This is a genomic window from Robiginitalea rubriflava (assembly GCF_052540725.1).
In genome coordinates, this window is sequence record NZ_CP199309.1 from 391,264 (window position 1) to 408,397 (window position 17,134).

General features: G+C 46.0%; 18 protein-coding genes. 10 read left to right on the forward strand and 8 right to left on the reverse strand.

Annotated elements, in window-relative coordinates; genetic code table 11:
* Window positions 1-11 precede the first annotated feature (11 nt).
* Both trpA and ACT6NU_RS01760 read left to right on the forward strand, forming a co-directional pair.
* Window positions 12-794, forward strand: coding sequence for a tryptophan synthase subunit alpha (trpA, locus tag ACT6NU_RS01755; protein ID WP_445382739.1), 783 nt, complete (start codon window positions 12-14; stop codon window positions 792-794).
* A 25-nt stretch (window positions 795-819) separates the two neighbouring features.
* Entirely contained in the window at window positions 820-2,316 is a 1,497-nt protein-coding gene (locus ACT6NU_RS01760; protein WP_445382740.1) for a M20/M25/M40 family metallo-hydrolase, read from the forward strand.
* Window positions 2,317-2,327: 11 nt separating this feature from the next.
* Here the strand turns inward: ACT6NU_RS01760 and ACT6NU_RS01765 are convergent, their stop codons facing one another.
* The 3 genes from ACT6NU_RS01765 to ACT6NU_RS01775 form a co-directional block, all read right to left on the reverse strand.
* Window positions 2,328-2,768: a BLUF domain-containing protein gene (locus tag ACT6NU_RS01765; RefSeq protein ID WP_445382741.1), complete on the reverse strand. Its 441-nt coding sequence runs from the start codon at window positions 2,766-2,768 to the stop codon at window positions 2,328-2,330.
* Window positions 2,769-2,830: 62 nt separating this feature from the next.
* Window positions 2,831-5,377, reverse strand: coding sequence for a phosphoenolpyruvate carboxylase (locus tag ACT6NU_RS01770; protein WP_445382742.1), 2,547 nt, complete (start codon window positions 5,375-5,377; stop codon window positions 2,831-2,833).
* A 147-nt stretch (window positions 5,378-5,524) separates the two neighbouring features.
* Window positions 5,525-6,193, reverse strand: a complete 669-nt coding sequence (locus ACT6NU_RS01775; protein ID WP_445382743.1) for a uracil-DNA glycosylase family protein — start codon at window positions 6,191-6,193, stop codon at window positions 5,525-5,527.
* 107 nt (window positions 6,194-6,300) lie between these two features.
* Here ACT6NU_RS01775 and ACT6NU_RS01780 point away from each other — a divergent pair, with 107 nt between their 5' ends.
* Window positions 6,301-6,429, forward strand: a complete 129-nt coding sequence (locus ACT6NU_RS01780) for a 30S ribosomal protein THX (protein ID WP_445382744.1) — start codon at window positions 6,301-6,303, stop codon at window positions 6,427-6,429.
* A 51-nt stretch (window positions 6,430-6,480) separates the two neighbouring features.
* On the opposite strand, the gene yaaA is transcribed toward ACT6NU_RS01780, so the two are convergent.
* From yaaA to ACT6NU_RS01795, 3 genes are all read right to left on the reverse strand, one after another.
* Window positions 6,481-7,242 carry a peroxide stress protein YaaA gene (gene yaaA, locus ACT6NU_RS01785; protein ID WP_445382745.1) on the reverse strand — a complete coding sequence of 254 codons (762 nt, stop codon included), beginning with the start codon at window positions 7,240-7,242 and terminating at the stop codon, window positions 6,481-6,483.
* 93 nt (window positions 7,243-7,335) lie between these two features.
* Window positions 7,336-8,367: an RluA family pseudouridine synthase gene (locus ACT6NU_RS01790; RefSeq protein WP_445382746.1), complete on the reverse strand. Its 1,032-nt coding sequence runs from the start codon at window positions 8,365-8,367 to the stop codon at window positions 7,336-7,338.
* Window positions 8,368-8,369: 2 nt separating this feature from the next.
* Complete coding sequence (locus tag ACT6NU_RS01795) at window positions 8,370-8,957, reverse strand: PASTA domain-containing protein (protein WP_445382747.1); 588 nt, start codon at window positions 8,955-8,957, stop codon at window positions 8,370-8,372.
* Window positions 8,958-9,054: 97 nt separating this feature from the next.
* Here ACT6NU_RS01795 and ACT6NU_RS01800 point away from each other — a divergent pair, with 97 nt between their 5' ends.
* The 5 genes from ACT6NU_RS01800 to ACT6NU_RS01820 all read left to right on the forward strand — a co-directional run bounded on the left by ACT6NU_RS01800 (window position 9,055) and on the right by ACT6NU_RS01820 (window position 14,740).
* Complete coding sequence (locus tag ACT6NU_RS01800; protein WP_445382748.1) at window positions 9,055-10,038, forward strand: D-alanine--D-alanine ligase; 984 nt, start codon at window positions 9,055-9,057, stop codon at window positions 10,036-10,038.
* Between the two features lie 27 nt (window positions 10,039-10,065).
* The gene (gene coaD / locus ACT6NU_RS01805) at window positions 10,066-10,518 is read left to right on the forward strand and encodes a pantetheine-phosphate adenylyltransferase (protein ID WP_445382749.1); all 453 of its coding nucleotides are present in this window, start codon (window positions 10,066-10,068) and stop codon (window positions 10,516-10,518) included.
* 141 nt (window positions 10,519-10,659) lie between these two features.
* The gene (locus ACT6NU_RS01810; RefSeq protein ID WP_445382750.1) at window positions 10,660-12,552 is read left to right on the forward strand and encodes a PAS domain-containing sensor histidine kinase; all 1,893 of its coding nucleotides are present in this window, start codon (window positions 10,660-10,662) and stop codon (window positions 12,550-12,552) included.
* Complete coding sequence (locus ACT6NU_RS01815; protein WP_445382751.1) at window positions 12,539-12,943, forward strand: response regulator; 405 nt, start codon at window positions 12,539-12,541, stop codon at window positions 12,941-12,943. The genes ACT6NU_RS01810 and ACT6NU_RS01815 overlap by 14 nt, the downstream gene beginning before the upstream one ends.
* Before the next feature lie 51 nt (window positions 12,944-12,994).
* Entirely contained in the window at window positions 12,995-14,740 is a 1,746-nt protein-coding gene (locus tag ACT6NU_RS01820; protein ID WP_445382752.1) for a M14 family metallopeptidase, read from the forward strand.
* Window positions 14,741-14,743: 3 nt separating this feature from the next.
* Here ACT6NU_RS01820 and ACT6NU_RS01825 read toward each other — a convergent pair whose 3' ends face one another.
* Window positions 14,744-15,340, reverse strand: a complete 597-nt coding sequence (locus tag ACT6NU_RS01825; RefSeq protein WP_445382753.1) for an NUDIX hydrolase — start codon at window positions 15,338-15,340, stop codon at window positions 14,744-14,746.
* Between the two features lie 7 nt (window positions 15,341-15,347).
* Between ACT6NU_RS01825 and pyrE the strand changes: the two genes are divergently transcribed.
* The gene (gene pyrE, locus ACT6NU_RS01830; protein ID WP_445382754.1) at window positions 15,348-15,989 is read left to right on the forward strand and encodes an orotate phosphoribosyltransferase; all 642 of its coding nucleotides are present in this window, start codon (window positions 15,348-15,350) and stop codon (window positions 15,987-15,989) included.
* A 1-nt stretch (window position 15,990) separates the two neighbouring features.
* A complete protein-coding gene (locus ACT6NU_RS01835) occupies window positions 15,991-16,386 on the forward strand; it encodes an SRPBCC family protein (protein ID WP_445382755.1) in 396 nt (131 codons plus the stop codon).
* 8 nt (window positions 16,387-16,394) lie between these two features.
* Here the strand turns inward: ACT6NU_RS01835 and ACT6NU_RS01840 are convergent, their stop codons facing one another.
* Window positions 16,395-17,129 (reverse strand): biotin--[acetyl-CoA-carboxylase] ligase, encoded by a 735-nt coding sequence (locus tag ACT6NU_RS01840; protein WP_445382756.1) that lies wholly within the window; start codon window positions 17,127-17,129, stop codon window positions 16,395-16,397.
* Window positions 17,130-17,134 lie beyond the last annotated feature (5 nt).

A 17,134-nucleotide genomic window follows, 5' to 3' on the forward strand; every position in this document is an offset into this window, starting at 1 on the left:
TCCCAATTGTGATGCGTGAAAAAACCCAAACCCTGAATCGTATTGACAGCACCATGCAAAAAGATGGTAAACTCCTGTCAATTTATTTTACGGCCGGCTACCCTGAACTACAGGATACCCTCCCGGTGCTGAAGCAATTACAGGAAAGCGGGGTGGATATGGTGGAAATAGGCCTCCCTTTCAGCGATCCGCTGGCAGACGGCCCCACCATCCAGCAAAGTTCCACCGAGGCCCTGAAAAATGGAATGGGAACGAGTAAACTTTTCGAGCAGCTGAAAGACGTTCGGGATAGCATACACATCCCCCTGATCCTGATGGGCTATTTTAACCCGGTGTTGCAGTATGGGGTAGAGGCCTTTTGCAGCAAATGCCGGGAAGTCGGAATTGACGGGCTGATCCTCCCGGACCTGCCCCTTGATATTTACCAAAGGGAATACCAGCCCATTCTGGAACGCTATGGCCTGAAAATGATATTTCTGATTACGCCCCAGACCTCCGAGGAGCGTATCCGGCAAATTGATGCCGCTTCGGACGGCTTCATTTATATGGTGAGTTCTGCCAGCACCACAGGGGTACAGGACCAGTTTGGATCGGATAAGGAGGATTATTTTAAAAGGATTGCAGCAATGCAACTCAAAAACCCTCAGGTTGTCGGGTTCGGAATACATGACAGGGAGAGTTTTGAGGCAGCTGTGCGCTACGCCAAAGGCGCGATTATCGGCTCCGCTTTTATCAAATCGCTGGCCGCGTCCGGAATTAATGGCATAACAGATTTTATCAAAAGAATTCGCTAGATTTAAAAACAAATTATAAAGGCCCATGCGCAACTCCCTTTTACTCCTATTATGTCTGGCAACCTTTCCTGTTTTCGGACAGGATAACGCCCAACTTAAAGCCCAGGTCCGCCATACCATTGATGAATTAATTGACTTTATTTCCATACCCAATGACGCCCTGGACCATGCAGATATCAACCGGAATATCAGCTGGCTCACCCAAAAGTTCAACGCCCGCGGATTCAATACCAGCGTCTTGCCCACCGAGGAGGAGTCCCTTTTTTTTGCAGCCCTGCCAATGGAAAACGGGAAGCCCACCCTCTTGTGGTATATGCATTTTGACGGGCAGTCTGTTGATCCCTCCAAATGGGACCAGCCGAACCCTTATAAGGTTGTTTTAAAAGCTGCCGGTGAAGACGGCAGCTGGGAAAACAGGCCGTTGTCCGAACTGAGCGAGGATATTGATTACTCCTGGAGGTTATTCGGAAGGTCTGTTTCCGATGACAAGGGCCCCATTGTAATGTTCCTCAACACCATAGACCTGCTTCAGAAGAATAAGGTGGAGCTTCCTTTTAACATTAAGGTAATTCTTGACGGACAGGAGGAGCGCAGCAGCAAGCCGCTGCCCAAGGCCGTGGAAACCTATAAGGATTTGCTGGAAGCAGACTACCTGATTATCGGAGACGGGCCTATGCATTACTCGGGAAAACCCACTCTGGTTTATGGGTGCAGGGGCATTACCACCATGAGCCTTACCACCTATGGCCCCATACGACCTCAACACAGCGGTCATTACGGAAACTACGCCCCCAATCCGGCCTTTCAAATGGCTGAGATCCTGGCGAGCATGAAAGATGCAAACGGCCGGGTAACCATCCCCGGGTATTATGACGGCATTGAACTGACCGATTCGGAACGCAATATTTTGCAGGCCGTACCGGACGATGCTGCAAAAATTAATTCGACCCTCCAAATAAGTGAGCCGGACAAGGTTGGAGCCTTTTACCAGGAAGCCCTGCAATATCCCTCACTGAATGTTAGGGGTATGTCTTCGGCCTGGACAGGCCCTCAGGCACGAACCATTGTGCCGGCAACAGCCACTGCGGAATTAGACCTGAGGCTGGTACCGGAAACCAAAGGCGACCGGATGAAGTCTTTGGTTAAAAAGCATATAGAAGGGCTGGGATACCGGATTACCGATAAGGTCCCGGATGCAGAAATGCGGGCAGCTTATCCGAAATGGGTAACTGTAAACGAGTCTGAGGTCACGGATGCCTTCCGCACATCTCTGGATAATAGCTTCGGGACGCATCTGGTTGAAACGCTCGGCACAACTTTTGAAGATCAGGTGGTGCAAATCCGAATCACCGGAGGTACAGTGCCCATCGCGCCCTTCATCAATGCCCTAAAGGTGCCGGCTTTTATCCTGCCCGTGGTCAATCCGGATAACAATCAGCATTCTCCAAATGAGAACCTGAAGATCGGTCAGATTTCTTATGGGATCAGGGCGATGTATGCCATCCTCAGTTCAGCTCCCTAAGCCCGGTCAGCTCAGCTTCGGTAGAAACCCTTTTCCTGGAAGAGGGAATAAACATTGTACCAGAACACTTTTGTGGTGTGCCGGAATTTTCCGGAATGCGCATCTATTTCTGCAACGCTTGTGGCAATGGCCTTCTCTTTCTCGGTTTGGATTCCCCCGGATAAATTCACATAGGCCATATCCCATTTATCGAACAAACGTTCCTCTATTTCACCCTCAGAAAGTATTTCTACAAAACTGTGGCGCGGGTCCTGTTTTATGGTGATGTAGACCTCCTTAACATACTTTTCCGAACCTTCAAGGATCTGCACAAAATAGCCCTGGTTAAAGACCAGACAGCCCGTTATCCCCCTGAGGCTGTTCTTCTTTTTAGCAATCCGCAGGATTTCATCTATATCCTCTGCCCGGATATCTGTTTTTGCTAAAGAACGATAAGTAATTTGGTACACCATCCCTTTACAATTTAAGTTAGGACTCTATTATTTTGAACGCTGCCTTGCATGACTTATTTCAATCAGGCCGAATTCCGGCTCGCATTGATATTTCCGTAGAGTGAACGCGTAACTATCTTCTCGTACACTTCCTTGTTTTCAGTGTCCTCCCCGATCTTCTGCAACGCATATTGCTGGATCACCAGCAGGGGCAAGACTATATTTTCCCGGATCTTAATGGATTCCCTGGATACCGATTCATTTTCCATAAGCTCCTTGCTGCCAGAGATCTGTAGAAGCATCCTCTTGGAAAGGCGGTACTCCTCATACAGAATATTCCAGAATGCCCCGTACTTGGGATCGTCTTTCATATAACGGGTCAGCTCAAAATAACTCTTGCGTAAAGACATCATACTATTGAGCATCAGGGCCTTGAAAAAGGGAACTTCCCGGTACAGTTTTTTTAAGTCTGACAACCTGCCAGCATCTTTCAGGCTATTTAAGGCGGTTCCGATTCCGAAATAACCCGGTACATTCTGTTTTAGCTGGCTCCAGGAGCCCACAAAAGAAATAGCCCTCAGGTCACTTAATTCCAGTTTTTCCTTATTGCCCCTTTTTCCGGGCCGGCTCCCTATGTTAGCATTGGTGTAAAACCTGAGGGTGCTCCGGTTTTCAAGATATGGGATAAACATGGGATGCTTTTTCAGGGCGTCGTACTTATCAAAACTGATCTTTGAAAGCTTTTCTATTAACTGCCGCTGCTGGGCTGTTATAATATTTTCCTTCCCGAAAATGGTATTGGACAAGCCCGCTGTAAGCAACTGTTCCGAATTGTGCATAAACAACTCCTTGGTGCCAAAGGTGGAAGTTATGGTTTGCCCCTGTACTGTCAGTTGTAATTCGTGGTTTGCTATTTTCTTGGATTGGGCTGCATAAAAGCGATGCGTTTTACCCCCTCCCCTGGCGGGTGGGCCTCCCCTGCCATCAAAGAAGATGGCTTTGATCTTATTCCTCCTGCAAACCTGTGAGAGCTGTTCCTTGGTCTTGAAAATAGACCAGTTGGCTTTCAGATAGCCCCCGTCTTTGGTACCGTCCGAAAACCCGAGCATGATGGTTTGCACTTCCCCACGGAAGGAGACATGTCTGCGATATTCAGGAAGATCAAAGAGTGACTGCATGGTAGCTTCCGAAGTATCCATCCCCTTCATCGTTTCAAAAAGCGGGATAATGTCGAAGGTGATGCTGTCTGCATCCCAACCGGACCATCTAAACAAAGCATGTACAAACAATACGGAATAGATGCTTTCTGAATTACTGATAATATACCGATTACAGCCATCCTCCCCGTTTATTTGCTGGATTTCTTTTAACTGGGCGATGTTCACAAGGGTATCCCTGACCAGCTGGTCCTCAAAAGCTGCCGGATCCGGGGCAAGCTTTTCTTTAAGCAGGATGCGTGTTAATTCGTCGTCTGTAAGCTCTTCCAAACTTTCTTTGACAAAGCCCGCTTTTATAAGAATTTGGGTTACGGTTTTCAGGTGGATACTGTGGTCCTGCCGGATATCCAATGCTGCAAAATGGGTCTTGAAAAGATAAACCTTATTGATAAACCGATCCAACTCCTTAAGGTAAAGACTGTGGTAGTTATCTTTCAGGATTGTACGTGCGGCTTCCAGTTGTTGCAGAATATCCTTGTAGTCCATGGTTTTCTTCTTATCGAACATGGCAACGTACACTTCATTGCGCAATTGTTGCAACAGTTCCTGTACCCCGTTAAAGGATATTCTCCTTTGTAGCAGTTTCAGGTCATTGTAATAGCACTTCATCAGGGTCGTCCGCAGCTCGTCTGCCACATCCCTTGTAATGGCCGCCGTTACATAGGGGTTCCCATCCCGGTCTCCGCCTGGCCAGAAGCCCAGTTTGATGATATTCGGGTTATGGTAATTACCCTTTTCAAAACTGCCTTTGATATAATCATAAAGTTCACCTACCGCATCGTAATAAACATACCTGAGGATGTAAATAATGTTTTTGGCTTCGTCCAGCGGGGTGGGTTTGCGGCGGTTGATCAGAGAGGTTAGCCCCAGTTGCTGAAGCGTTACGTCTATTTCGTCAATTTTATTCTCCAGGATCAGGCTTCGCAATTCTGAGATAATATCGAGCACCGCGGGGGTATAAAACTGGGTAGGATGCGCAGTCAGTACGATACGGGCACTGAAAGTTTCCAGTTTTTTTGAAACCCTGTCCCAGCGTTTATTTTTCCGGGCCAGCTGAAAATAGTCCCTTATGGAAAGGGATTCTGTATGCGCATGCAGCTTCGGGAAGGCTGCGTCTTCCACACTGTCGTAAAGCACCACCTGGCGTTCCACATACTGAATAATGCGGAACATAAAATCAATGCGTTCCTTCTCTGTATCAAAGCCCGGCAAACTGTCAAAGAAGGTCTCTAATATTTCCTTGGGATTCTTCCCCGAATTGAGGCCATGCTCACATTGCCTGAACAACAGCGGCACAAAAATCCCAACATGCTCCATGTTGGTATAGGGCAAATTCAGGAACAGGCTGTTGTAGACATTGAATTTATTCCTAACTGACTTCTGAAATTCTTTTAATCGTTGCCCCTGGCTCATATAGTAGTATCCCTTTTTTAAAAACCCTGCTCACGTATTCCACTGACTTGAGACGAATAAAGGTCCAATATTAGTTTGAATCTGCCAACAGCTGTCTGGCAGTGCGAACAAAATATGATAAGAAGTCTACAAAACCAACAATCCGGGCTAGAAAAATGGTTTGTATTGATCCATTCTGAATTGCAGGGTATCATATCCCTGGTCTTCTTCCTTACGCGCCTTGTATTCCTGCAAGCTGCCCACCGCGCGGTTGGCAGAACCTGAAGGAGCCGTCAGGGATACCGTCCTGATAATTCTTTTCTCTTCCCGAGAATCCGCTATTTCAAATTCGTGGATTCTGGGGATTTCATCACTTATACGGGCAAGTTTTATACCTTTTTCCTTTAAAATCCTGCGGAACAAATATTCCGGACCATTCTTACTGTTTCCCCCCGTAAAGAGGAGCGTATCTATAGTTGGATACTCCCTGATATACCCCAGCATATCCCTCAATTCAATATTTGACATCCCTGCATCCGAGGCATCTATCTTTTCCCGCTGGGCACGGGCAACCACATCGCAAATCCCGATTTTACGCCTGCGCAAAAAGGTTTTTCGGGCCTCTATAGCCCGCTGGCTGGTTTCAAAGGGTAGATCCAGATCAAACAATCTGTCCAGAATTTTCCATAGTTGTCCATCCCGGCTGCCGTAGCAGAAATCTACATCCCCATCCTTGAGCAAACCCATACTGAAACGGGGCGGGGGAAGCGTTCCTACAATTAATTTGCGGACGCCTTCGAAGAGATAGGGCTCGTATGGATGTTTGTGAAGAAACATGGAATTGCACTTAGCACATAAATAATAGGGGATTTACTTTGTCCTGCCCCTTATTTTTATTAATTTATTAGAACTGCCTAAGTGTATTAAATACAAATTGAAAAACCATGGGAAAAGGAGATAAAAAGACAAAAAGAGGGAAAATCCAGAATAAGTCATACGGGGCACGCAGGCCCCGGAAAATTCGAAAGCGAACCCGGGTTGAAGAAAAAATCAGCCCCAAGGGAAAAGCCTGAGCCTATTCGGAATTTCAAGCATAAACCTTATGGGTGATTCGAACCTTGATCTTATCGCACAAAAACGGGCTGATTCGCTTTCAGGGTATGTTCCTTGCTGTATTGATAACCGTCATAGTCAAAAGCCAGCAAGTCTTCCAGGCTGCTAACGTCCTTATCAAGAATATAGCGGACCATAGAACCTCTGGCCTTCTTTGCAAAGAAACTGATAACGCGCAATTTATCCTTACTCCAGTCTTTGAATACAGGACTGATTACAGGCACTTTCAGCTTTTTGGAATCAACTGCCTTAAAATATTCATTACTGGCCAGGTTGATGAATAATTCCCCTTCTTCCAGTTCCTCGTTCAGGCTGTTGGTAATTGTCTGTTTCCAGAATTCGTAAAGGTTTTTTTTCCTGCCAATTTTAATATCCGTTCCCATCTCCAGCCGATAGGGCTGAATAAGGTCCAGTGGTTTCAGGACACCATAGAGGCCGGAGAGGATCCGCAGGCGTTCCTGCATACTTGCAATTTGATCTTCATTCAGGCTGTAGGCGTCCAGCCCCTGATAAACATCCCCGTTAAATACAAAAACAGCTGGTCTGGAATTTTCAGGGCTAAAAGGCAGGCTGAAATCCTGGTTCCGCTGCCAGTTGAGTTCCGCAAGCTGTTCGGAAATATTTTGCAGCTTTTTAAGGGTTCCTGGCTTTTTGGGTTTTAAGGCCTTATTTATTCGCTGTGCCTGCTCGAGAAATTCGGGAAGGCTGTGTACTTGCGTGGGCAATGCCGTTTCTAAATCCAAAGATTTAGCAGGAGAAATTACGATTTTCATCTTTTCATTCAATTTATCAGGTAAAGGTACTAACCGCTATATATAAGTTTGCCTTCCTTTAAAAAGACTTTTTTATAACATTATCAGCTCCCTTTATAAGTCCTGCTGGTGTTTGGCATAATGCCGCCATTTCTCAATACAGGCATTCATATCTTCCGGCAATTCAGCCTTAAAGAAAAGCTGCTTCTTGGTTACGGGATGTTCAAAACCGAGGGTATGCGCGTGAAGTGCCTGCCTCGGAAGCAATTTGAAGGCATTTTCAACAAATTGTTTGTATTTGGTAAAGGAAGTCCCTTTAAGGATCCTGTCTCCGCCGTAACGGGCATCATTGAACAGGGTATGGCCTATATACTTCATATGGACCCTGATCTGATGCGTCCTGCCGGTTTCCAGCCTGCAGGAAACAAGGCTTACGTACCCGAATCGCTCCAAAACCTGGTAGTGTGTAACTGCATCTTTACCCTGCTCCCCTTCCGGAAAAACCTGCATTTGTAGACGGTTCTTGGGATTGCGGCCTATAGCGCCTTCAATGCGCCCCGAATCATCCTCCACATTCCCCCAGACCAAAGCCAGATATTCCCTTTGGGTAGTCTTATCGAAAAACTGACGGGATAGAGATGTCATGGCTCCTTCCGTTTTTGCAATTACCAGCAGCCCGGAGGTATCCTTATCAATGCGGTGTACCAGCCCGGGTCGCTTATCTGAATTTAAAGGAAGTGATTCAAAATGGTAAGCCAGGGCGTTAACCAGCGTTCCGGAATAATTCCCGTGGCCAGGATGCACTACCATTCCGGCCGGTTTGTTTACAACCAACAGCTCCTCGTCTTCATAAACGATATTAAGGGGGATATTCTCAGGGGTCAGAAGGAATTCATAGGGTGGATGCTCAAAGAGCACGCGGACCACATCCCCTGCCTTTACGCGGTAATTTTGTTTTACTACCTGTTCATTGACCCGTATATTTCCGGCCCGTGCCGCCTGCTGTATCTTGTTGCGGGTGGCATTTTCAACAAAGTTCATGAGGTATTTGTCTACCCGCAGGGGTTCCTGCCCGGGGGAAGCCGTAAAACTATAATGTTCGTACAGCTCGTCTTCTCCGTTTTCTTCCTGTTCGGCAGCCGTCATCACTAGTTGGAATCAGCTTTTATCCTGGCCTGGTCAGGGATGGTCCCATTTCCGCAGATCAATTCAATTTTGGAGGTCTTAGGCAATTTTTCTCCCGGGTTGATATATTTTCCCTGGTAGCGGATGCGGTATACCATATCCTTACCGAGTTCATCTATATACGTTACCCGCTGCACGTCAAGCCCAACCGCCCTTAGCATGGAAGTGGCATTGCGCTGCGTCACCTGGATGATATCCGGGATAGTCACTTTTTTATACCCTGAAGGGTTTACGGTTACGTAAATCTTCCGGTTAGTCTTTACCTTGTTTCCTGCAGGCGGGTTTTGTTCAATAATGGAGAAACGCGGGTATTCGGGGTCAAAATTTGCCGAATCCACCACCTCGTATCGCAAATCAGCCTCCTCAATGACTTCCCGCATTTCAGGAACGGATAAACGGGCAAGATCCGGGACTACCACAAATTCTCCGTGGCGCGTGGAGCTTTTCAACCATTGCAGTGCCAGAAAGCTGCATATAACTACCGCTACAAGGGCCAAAGCCAGTTGGGTCAAAAAAACTTTTGACCGTAAAAAATTAAGGAAGTTTCGCATACCTCATTTATTCAGTTCACAAATATAGGAAACCCACTTGTTTTTATTTATTTTGGTAACCACTATAACGGGGAATTAACGTATCCGAATGCAGCCAATGAAAAAGAAAATAGCCATTGTTATGGGAGGGTTTTCCAGCGAATATGGCATATCAATGCAAAGCGGACAGGTCGTTTATGAATCACTGGACCGCAATCGATATGAACCCTACCGGGTGGTGATAAGCAAAGATAAATGGGTACTGCTCGATGATAAGGAGGCCGAGATCCCTATTGACCGGCATGATTTTTCCGCTGTGCTTTCAGGTGATACCCTTCATTTCGATTGTGTTTTTAATGCTATTCACGGAAGCCCGGGGGAAGATGGCATGCTGCAGGCTTATTTTGAGCTGCTGGAGATGCCGCATACCTCTTGTGGTTATTATCAGGCAGCACTCACCTTTAATAAAAGGGACTTGCTTAGGGTACTGAAAGCATACGGTATTCCATGTGCTCCCTCGTATTCCCTGGATATGGGACAGGAGGTCCGCGAAGCCGAAATCATCAGCACAGTGGGCTTACCCTGTTTTGTAAAGGCCAATAGGGCGGGCAGCAGCTTCGGGATCAGCCTGGTCAGGAAGGCAGAAGAACTCGGGCGGGCCCTGGAGGTCGCCTTTAAGGAAGACCAGCAGGTCCTCATAGAAAAAGCGCTGGAGGGAACGGAGGTTTCCGTTGGGGTGATCCGCTATCAGGGGAAGACAACGGTTCTCCCAATTACTGAAATAGTTTCCGAAAATGATTTTTTTGACTACGCAGCCAAATATGAGGGAAAATCACAGGAAATAACCCCGGCCAGAATTAAAGCTGAAGTTCACAGGAAGGTTGCCGATATGGCGGAATTTATCTACGATGTATTAAAGATGGAAGGCTACAGCCGTAGCGAATTTATCGTGGTGGATGGTATTCCGCATTTATTGGAAATGAATACTACCCCGGGCCTTACCCGGGCCAGTATCCTTCCCCAACAGGCCAGGGAAGCGGGGATCTCCATGCCGGAACTCTTCGGGAGTGCCATTGAGGAAGCTTTGGGGAAAAAACCCTAATTTTAGGCTGTAAAGACAACAGACCAAATGAAGCGCGCTATCTTTCCGGGATCCTTCGATCCAATCACCCTGGGCCATTACGATATTATTCAAAGGGGCATCTCCCTTTTTGATGAAGTGGTTATTGCCATTGGTGAAAATGCCGAAAAGTCCTATATGTTTTCCCTGGAAGACCGAATGCGGTTTATAAAGGAAGCCTTTAAAGATGAGCGGCGAATACAGGTTAAAACCTACAGTGGGCTTACCGTAGATTTTTGCAGGAAGGTGGATGCTCAATTCATATTGAGGGGCCTGAGAAATCCGGCAGATTTTGAATTTGAAAAAGCCATAGCGCATACCAACCGGAAGCTATCAGAAATTGAAACAGTCTTCCTGCTTACCTCATCAGGAAAATCCTATATCAGTTCCTCCATCGTCAGGGATGTTATTCGGAACGGGGGAGATTATACCGGTTTGGTCCCGGATACCGTTAGAATCTAGACCCCTCAGCCTTGCTTTCTACAAAAAAGACTTTTTGATATTTGTAGGATTTTTCTCCTTTTTTATATAATTTCGATCTGCAACCGCTTAAAAAACAGGAATCACCACGTTAAACCGGGATTACACAACATTCCTTCAAATATGACGAATATTCCATTTACTTTGGTAGGAAATTACGACAATATGTTGAAGGGAACAGATACAAGATCCCAGAATTATCTGATCAAACAGCTTCCCAGGCCTACCGTTTTTCTGAACACCAAATTAGAAGTGGTTCTGGTTTCGGATTCCTGGATTGAAGCCTTCGGTTTTGAAGGATCCGATGTTATGGGAGTATCTATTCTTGACTTATTCCCGGATGCCTCCAAAGAGTGGCTGGAAGTCCTCAATTCCTGCCTGAGGGGTCGCAGGGGCACTACCGGCATAGACCGGCATATAGATGCAGAAAAAAATGAAACCTGGTTTGAATGGATCAATGAGCCCTGGTTTGACAATAAGGAAAATATTTGCGGGATCATCATACAGACCGACGATGTTACCCAACGGATAAAGAAAGAACTGGAGCACGATAAAACGCGTATCCTGCTGGATACCAAGTCAGAAATTGCGGGAATAGGCAGCTGGGAATTCAATGCCCTTCACAATGAGCTCAGCTGGAGCCCCATGACCAAACAAATTCACGAAGTGCCTGAAGATTATGAGCCCAGCCTGGAGAGCGCCATAGAATTTTACAAAGAAGGCTACAGCAGGAATACCATCTCAATGATTGTGTACAAAGCCATTGAAACAGGTTCTTCCTGGAGCGAAAAACTACAGATCGTTACGGCTGGCGGGCACGAAAAGTGGATAATAGCGGCCGGGAAACCTCTCTATAAAAACGGGGAATACATAGGCCTGATAGGAACCATCCAGGATGTGACCAACATCAGCGAATCTGAGATCAAAACCCGGGAAAGTGAAAAATTACTGCGGACAGTTGTCGATAACCTTCCCCTTAACCTGTATATAAAAGATCTGGAGTCCCGGAAAATACTTGTAAACAAGGCAGAGTGCTCTTACATGGGTTTCACCAACGCAGACCAGCTGCTTGGAAAATCAGATTTTGATTTGTACGATAATAATATCGCCCAGCTTTCCAGGGACGAGGATTTATACGTAATGAATAACGGGGCCTCCATTCTCGGAAAGGAAACTATTTCCGTTCGTAAAGACGGCTCTGTCACTCATTTTCTGACTTCCAAAATCCCACTTTACGACCAGAATAATGAGGTTTACGGATTAATGGGAATCAGTCTTGATATTTCAGACCTCAAACAAAAAGAGGCAGAACTCAGGGACCTGATTAACGTCACTTCCCAGCAGAACAAAAAACTGATCAATTTCGCTCATATTGTATCGCATAATCTGCGTTCCCACACTGCAAACTTCTCCATGTTACTGGATTTCCTGGTTTCTGAGGAAGATCCCAAAGAGAAGAACCGCATCATCCACATGCTTACAGAAGCATCAGACAACCTGCTGGATACCCTGGATAACCTCAACGAGGTAGTTGCCATTAACACCAATGTAAACATTGAAAAGGTCAGTGTCTGCCTGAATGAAAGGGTCAAGGCTTTGGAGAAAACGCTTTCCGCCTATCTGATCAACCACAATGCGAGTATAAAGAATGAAATTCCTAAAGGTACCCGGGTGAGGGTTGTCCCTGCCTATTTGGACAGCATCCTGATGAACTTCCTGACCAATGCGGTAAAATACAAGCATCCGGAGCGCGATCCGATTATCCGGCTATCTGCCAGAAAAAATAAAAACTTCCTTGAACTGGCCATAGAAGACAATGGCCTGGGGATTGACCTGGATAAATACGGGGATAAGCTCTTTGGAATGTACAAGACCTTTCACTCACACAAAGATGCAAGAGGAATTGGGCTATATATCACAAAAAATCAGATTGAAGCCATGAACGGAAAAATTACCGCCAGCAGTGAGGTGGGCAAGGGAACCACTTTCAAAATTTATTTTGATGACAAAAATTAATGCAGTTTGTATAATTGATGACGACCCGATTACTGTCTTTGGAATCAAAAAAATGCTAAAGGCATTTGATTTGAGTGAAACCATACACACCTATATGAATGGAAAGCTGGCCATTGATGGCCTGAGGGATATGATTGCCAATAAGGAGGCCCTTCCCGAAGTGATCTTTCTGGATATCAATATGCCCATCATGGACGGCTGGCAATTCCTGGAAGAATTCATTACCCTTCCCACAGACCGCCGAATACGCATTAACATCGTTACTTCCTCTATTGACGCTTACGACCGGCAACAGTGGGAATCCTTTAAATCCCGCACGCATCACACCATTGATTTCCGCAATAAACCCATTCGAAAGGAAGAAATGCTTGCCATAACACAGGCAGCCTGAATCTTTTTTTTTGCGCTAACTTTGCCGCAGAAATGCGAAGGAAGTTACCACATGTCTAAAATACTGTTGATCGGTTTGTTAGGCTCCATTTTGTTGCTTGGCTGCAACAAAACCGAGGAGGAACAAAAAGCGGAGTTCCCGACTCCATTTGAGAAAGGAGATGGCAATACAACGGCCACCTACAGGGAAGCTCTGGAATTTTATATGTCCCTTGCCAGGGAATTTCCCGAAATCAATATACAGACCATCGGAGAGACGGACAGTGATTTACCACTGCACCTGGTTACTTATAATGCCGAAGGGAATTTTAATTTTCAGCGGTTGGGCAGGGAAAAGGGAATCTTGTTTATCCTGAACGGTATACATCCGGGAGAAAGTGACGGTATAGACGCCAGTATGCAAATTTTCAGGGATCTGGCTGCCGGTACACTGGAAGTACCCGAAGATATTATCCTGGTTACCATTCCTGTTTACAACGTGGGAGGAGCGCTGAACCGGAACAGCAATAGCCGGGCAAACCAGAATGGCCCGGGATCTTACGGATTCAGGGGGAATGCCCGGAATTTTGACCTCAACCGGGACTTTCTTAAAATGGATACCCGAAATGCCAGGACATTTGCGGAAATTTTCCATCTGGTCAAACCCGATCTGTTTCTGGACACTCATGTAAGCAACGGGGCAGATTATACATATACACTTACCCACCTCTTCAGCCAGCACAATAAACTGGGAGGAGCGCTGGGTGATTTTCAGGAAAACGTTTTACTAAGAGGCCTGGAAAACGACCTGAAAGAAAAGGGTTGGGATATCACACCTTATGTAAATGTGTTCAACCGTTCCCCGGAAATGGGCTTTTCCCAATTCATGGATTATCCGAGGTATTCTACTGGCTATGTAGCGCTCTGGAATACCCCGGGCTTAATGCTGGAAACCCATATGCTAAAACCCTATGCGCAGCGGGTTAAAGGGACCTATTCCGTAATCGAGAGCCTGATCGGGCTGTTGTCTGAGCAAAAAGACAGCCTGCAGGACATACGGGAAAAGTCGCTTGCTCCTTATGCTCCGGGAAGTTTTTATCCTACCAAATGGGCTGTAGATTCCACTGATTACAGGGAACTCGATTTCAAAGGGTTTGAACTGGATACTTTAATAAGCGAGGTAAGTGGCCAGGACCGAATCAAATACGATCGCAACAGGCCCTACCAGAGGAGCGTTCCCTACTACAATCAATTTCGGGCTACCGATTCCGTACGCATCCCTTCAGCTTACCTCCTTCCAAAAGCCTGGAAGGCGGTTCGGGAACGGCTTGACTGGAACAAAATAAAATACACTGAATTTGAAAAAGACAGTAGTATGCAGGTTACGGTTTATCATATAGACTCCTATAAAACATATACCAGGGCATACGAAGGACATTATCCGCACTACGATACACAGCTTCGATCCAGCCAGTTGGCCGTGCTGGCGAAGGCCGGAGACTTGCTGGTCAGCACAGAACAAGAAGGGGTCCGCTACCTCATGGAATGCCTTGAGCCTCAGGCCGCGGATTCATTTTTCAACTGGAATTTTTTCGATACAATCCTGCAGCGCAAAGAAGGATTTTCGCCTTATGTATTCGAAGAAGTGGCTTTGGAACTACTACAAAGTGACAGCCTGCTCCGGCAGCGCTTTGAAGCCAGGCGTTTGGAGGATGCAGGTTTCAATGAAAATGGCTACAGGCAACTCGAATGGATTTACGAGAACAGCCCCTATTACGAAGAAGCGCATCTGCAGTATCCGATTTACAGGATTGAATAAGATTCAGGATTCCGGTACCTCGAAGAGGATTCGGATGTTGATGTAGGAATTTTTCAGGGCTTTTCTAATTTTTTTGGGGCCCTTCCATTTTACGCGTTCGATGCCTTCGCTCTTCTGCCCCTTTAGTTTGCCAGTATAGCTGGTCTTCATCGCATACCAATGTACTTCCTTCAGCTTGAATTTCCCATTCCGCTTGAAGACGTGATAGGTCGTTCGGAGGAAGTTTTCTATCTTCAGTCCTTTAACTCCTGTTTCCTCTTCAACCTCCCGGATAGCGCACTCCTCCAGGGTTTCCTTCTTATTGATCTTTCCCTTGGGCAGATCCCATTTGTTGTTGCGGTAAATAAACAGCACCTTACCCTGATCATTGGTTACCACCCCCCCTGCCGCTATTACAAGGGGGATTTTCTTGGTAAATTTATTGAGGATTTCCTCCAGGTTCGGATGGTATATAAAGGCCTGGTTCAGTTTTTTCTTGGAAAGTGCTTCAACTGCTGACTTTACTGCATCACCATTCATCATGAAGTATTCTCCATCTGCCGCGTCCGATAATTTATCGGTTAGGATCAGTGGTCTTTCATTCACAAAAACTTTATACATTTACAGCATGGTTTTAGACAAAGACACCGCTCAGAAAACGGCAGAGCTATTGCTGCAAATTAATGCAATAAAATTAAAACCAGAAAATCCATTTACCTGGGCTTCTGGCTGGAATTCCCCAATATATTGCGATAACAGAATAGTGCTTTCCTATCCGATGATCCGCAATTACATCCGCGAACAAATTGCCCGGCAGGTAGAAACCCTGTACGGCAAACCGGATTTAATAGTGGGGGTGGCCACAGGGGCCATTGGCATAGGAATCCTGGTTGCCGAGCAACTGGGTCTGCCCTTTGCCTATGTGCGACCCGAGCCCAAGAGCCACGGAAGACAAAATCAAATTGAGGGCCAGGCTGAGGCCGGGCAGACAGTAGTAGTGATTGAAGACCTGATCAGTACAGGAAAGAGCAGCCTGAATGCCATAAAAGCCCTTGAAAATTCGGGACTGCAGGTAAAAGGGATGCTGGCTATTTTTAGTTACGGCTTTACAGTGGCAGAGGATAGTTTTAAGGATCGCGACCTGCAGGTTCATACCCTGAGTGACTATGAACACCTCATTGCCCTGGCCTCTGAAACCGGTTACATTAAAGAAGATCAATTGGATACCCTGCGCCAATGGCGTTCGGATCCTGAAAATTGGAATCAATAATATGCATTTAGAATCTCCCAGCAGCAGAATACAAAAATCTCAGAAGGAAGTCTATGAGTTTCTCACCGACCTCGGTAATTTCCGACAGTTAATGCCGGAAAACATTGAAACTTTCGAACTCATTGATGAAGATCAGTTCCGGTTTGCCCTGAAAGGAATGCCTGAAATAAAACTAAAAAGAAAAGAGGCAACCCCTTATGATAAAATAGTCCTGGGAGCCGCAAGCGATAAACTTCCTTTTACCCTTACAGCCGATATTCGCGAGATTTCTCCGGGGGAATCTGAGGTGGTACTTAGTTTTGAAGGGGCTTTTAATGCCATGATGGCTATGATGATAAAGGGACCCATCACTAATTTCCTGGGAACCCTGAGCGATAAACTCGGTAAAATCGGTTAGCGGATTTTTTATTGATGCAGCAATTGTACTTCCTTAAACCCGTAGGCATATTGTTTTCCATCTTCGCCTTCTACATGTAGTTTTCCATCTGTTGTCACCCCCTTAATATTCCCGGTAAATATTTTCCCATCCTCCGTTTTGAAATTTGCAGGAAAATTCCGGTAATACAGGTTTTGTTCATAATCCCGCAGTGCCATAGTGTAAAATTGAGTCCCTCCAGTTTTAAAATCGCTACGCAATTGCTCCAGCACCAGCATCAATACCTCATTGAGATCGAATTGCTTCCCAGTGGCCAGGGCCATTGATCCGGCACCTGGCAGACCTGTAAAGGCCAGCTGATTTACATTTAACCCAATTCCGATTACCGAATGGTCTATTTGGCTACCCTGCCATACATTTTCTATCAGTATCCCACATATCTTGAGGGCACCTGACATAATGTCGTTGGGCCATTTTACACGAAGTTGCGGGATTTCAAGTTTTTCAAGGACTTTCAAAAGGGCCAGGGAAACCCATGTATTGAGATAAAAATGCTGCTGCCCGGATAGGCGTATATCCTTCTTTAAAATACTAAAAGTCAGGTTTTTACCCTTCTCCGAAAACCACATATTACCCCTTTGTCCCCTTCCGGCCCTTTGTTGCTCTGCAATAACCACTGAAAAATCGGGCAGGGCTGTTCCGGATTGAAGATTCTTTAAATAGTCATTTGTGGAATCCGTGGCACTAAGTTTGATCACATGCATGCAGG

Excerpts from the sequence above, each read along its gene's own strand:
- trpA (WP_445382739.1), top strand. The coding sequence starts at position 12 with ATGCGTGAAAAAACCCAAACCCTGAATCGTATTGACAGCACCATGCAA.
- ACT6NU_RS01810 (WP_445382750.1), top strand. The coding sequence starts at position 10,660 with ATGACGAATATTCCATTTACTTTGGTAGGAAATTACGACAATATGTTG.
- ACT6NU_RS01770 (WP_445382742.1), bottom strand. The coding sequence starts at position 5,377 with ATGAGCCAGGGGCAACGATTAAAAGAATTTCAGAAGTCAGTTAGGAAT.
- pyrE (WP_445382754.1), top strand. The coding sequence starts at position 15,348 with ATGGTTTTAGACAAAGACACCGCTCAGAAAACGGCAGAGCTATTGCTG.
- ACT6NU_RS01765 (WP_445382741.1), bottom strand. The coding sequence starts at position 2,768 with ATGGTGTACCAAATTACTTATCGTTCTTTAGCAAAAACAGATATCCGG.
- ACT6NU_RS01760 (WP_445382740.1), top strand. The coding sequence starts at position 820 with ATGCGCAACTCCCTTTTACTCCTATTATGTCTGGCAACCTTTCCTGTT.
- ACT6NU_RS01815 (WP_445382751.1), top strand. The coding sequence starts at position 12,539 with ATGACAAAAATTAATGCAGTTTGTATAATTGATGACGACCCGATTACT.
- ACT6NU_RS01790 (WP_445382746.1), bottom strand. The coding sequence starts at position 8,367 with ATGACGGCTGCCGAACAGGAAGAAAACGGAGAAGACGAGCTGTACGAA.
- coaD (WP_445382749.1), top strand. The coding sequence starts at position 10,066 with ATGAAGCGCGCTATCTTTCCGGGATCCTTCGATCCAATCACCCTGGGC.
- ACT6NU_RS01835 (WP_445382755.1), top strand. The coding sequence starts at position 15,991 with ATGCATTTAGAATCTCCCAGCAGCAGAATACAAAAATCTCAGAAGGAA.
- ACT6NU_RS01780 (WP_445382744.1), top strand. The coding sequence starts at position 6,301 with ATGGGAAAAGGAGATAAAAAGACAAAAAGAGGGAAAATCCAGAATAAG.
- ACT6NU_RS01840 (WP_445382756.1), bottom strand. The coding sequence starts at position 17,129 with ATGCATGTGATCAAACTTAGTGCCACGGATTCCACAAATGACTATTTA.
- ACT6NU_RS01820 (WP_445382752.1), top strand. The coding sequence starts at position 12,995 with ATGTCTAAAATACTGTTGATCGGTTTGTTAGGCTCCATTTTGTTGCTT.
- ACT6NU_RS01800 (WP_445382748.1), top strand. The coding sequence starts at position 9,055 with ATGAAAAAGAAAATAGCCATTGTTATGGGAGGGTTTTCCAGCGAATAT.
- ACT6NU_RS01825 (WP_445382753.1), bottom strand. The coding sequence starts at position 15,340 with ATGTATAAAGTTTTTGTGAATGAAAGACCACTGATCCTAACCGATAAA.
- yaaA (WP_445382745.1), bottom strand. The coding sequence starts at position 7,242 with ATGAAAATCGTAATTTCTCCTGCTAAATCTTTGGATTTAGAAACGGCA.
- ACT6NU_RS01795 (WP_445382747.1), bottom strand. The coding sequence starts at position 8,957 with ATGCGAAACTTCCTTAATTTTTTACGGTCAAAAGTTTTTTTGACCCAA.
- ACT6NU_RS01775 (WP_445382743.1), bottom strand. The coding sequence starts at position 6,193 with ATGTTTCTTCACAAACATCCATACGAGCCCTATCTCTTCGAAGGCGTC.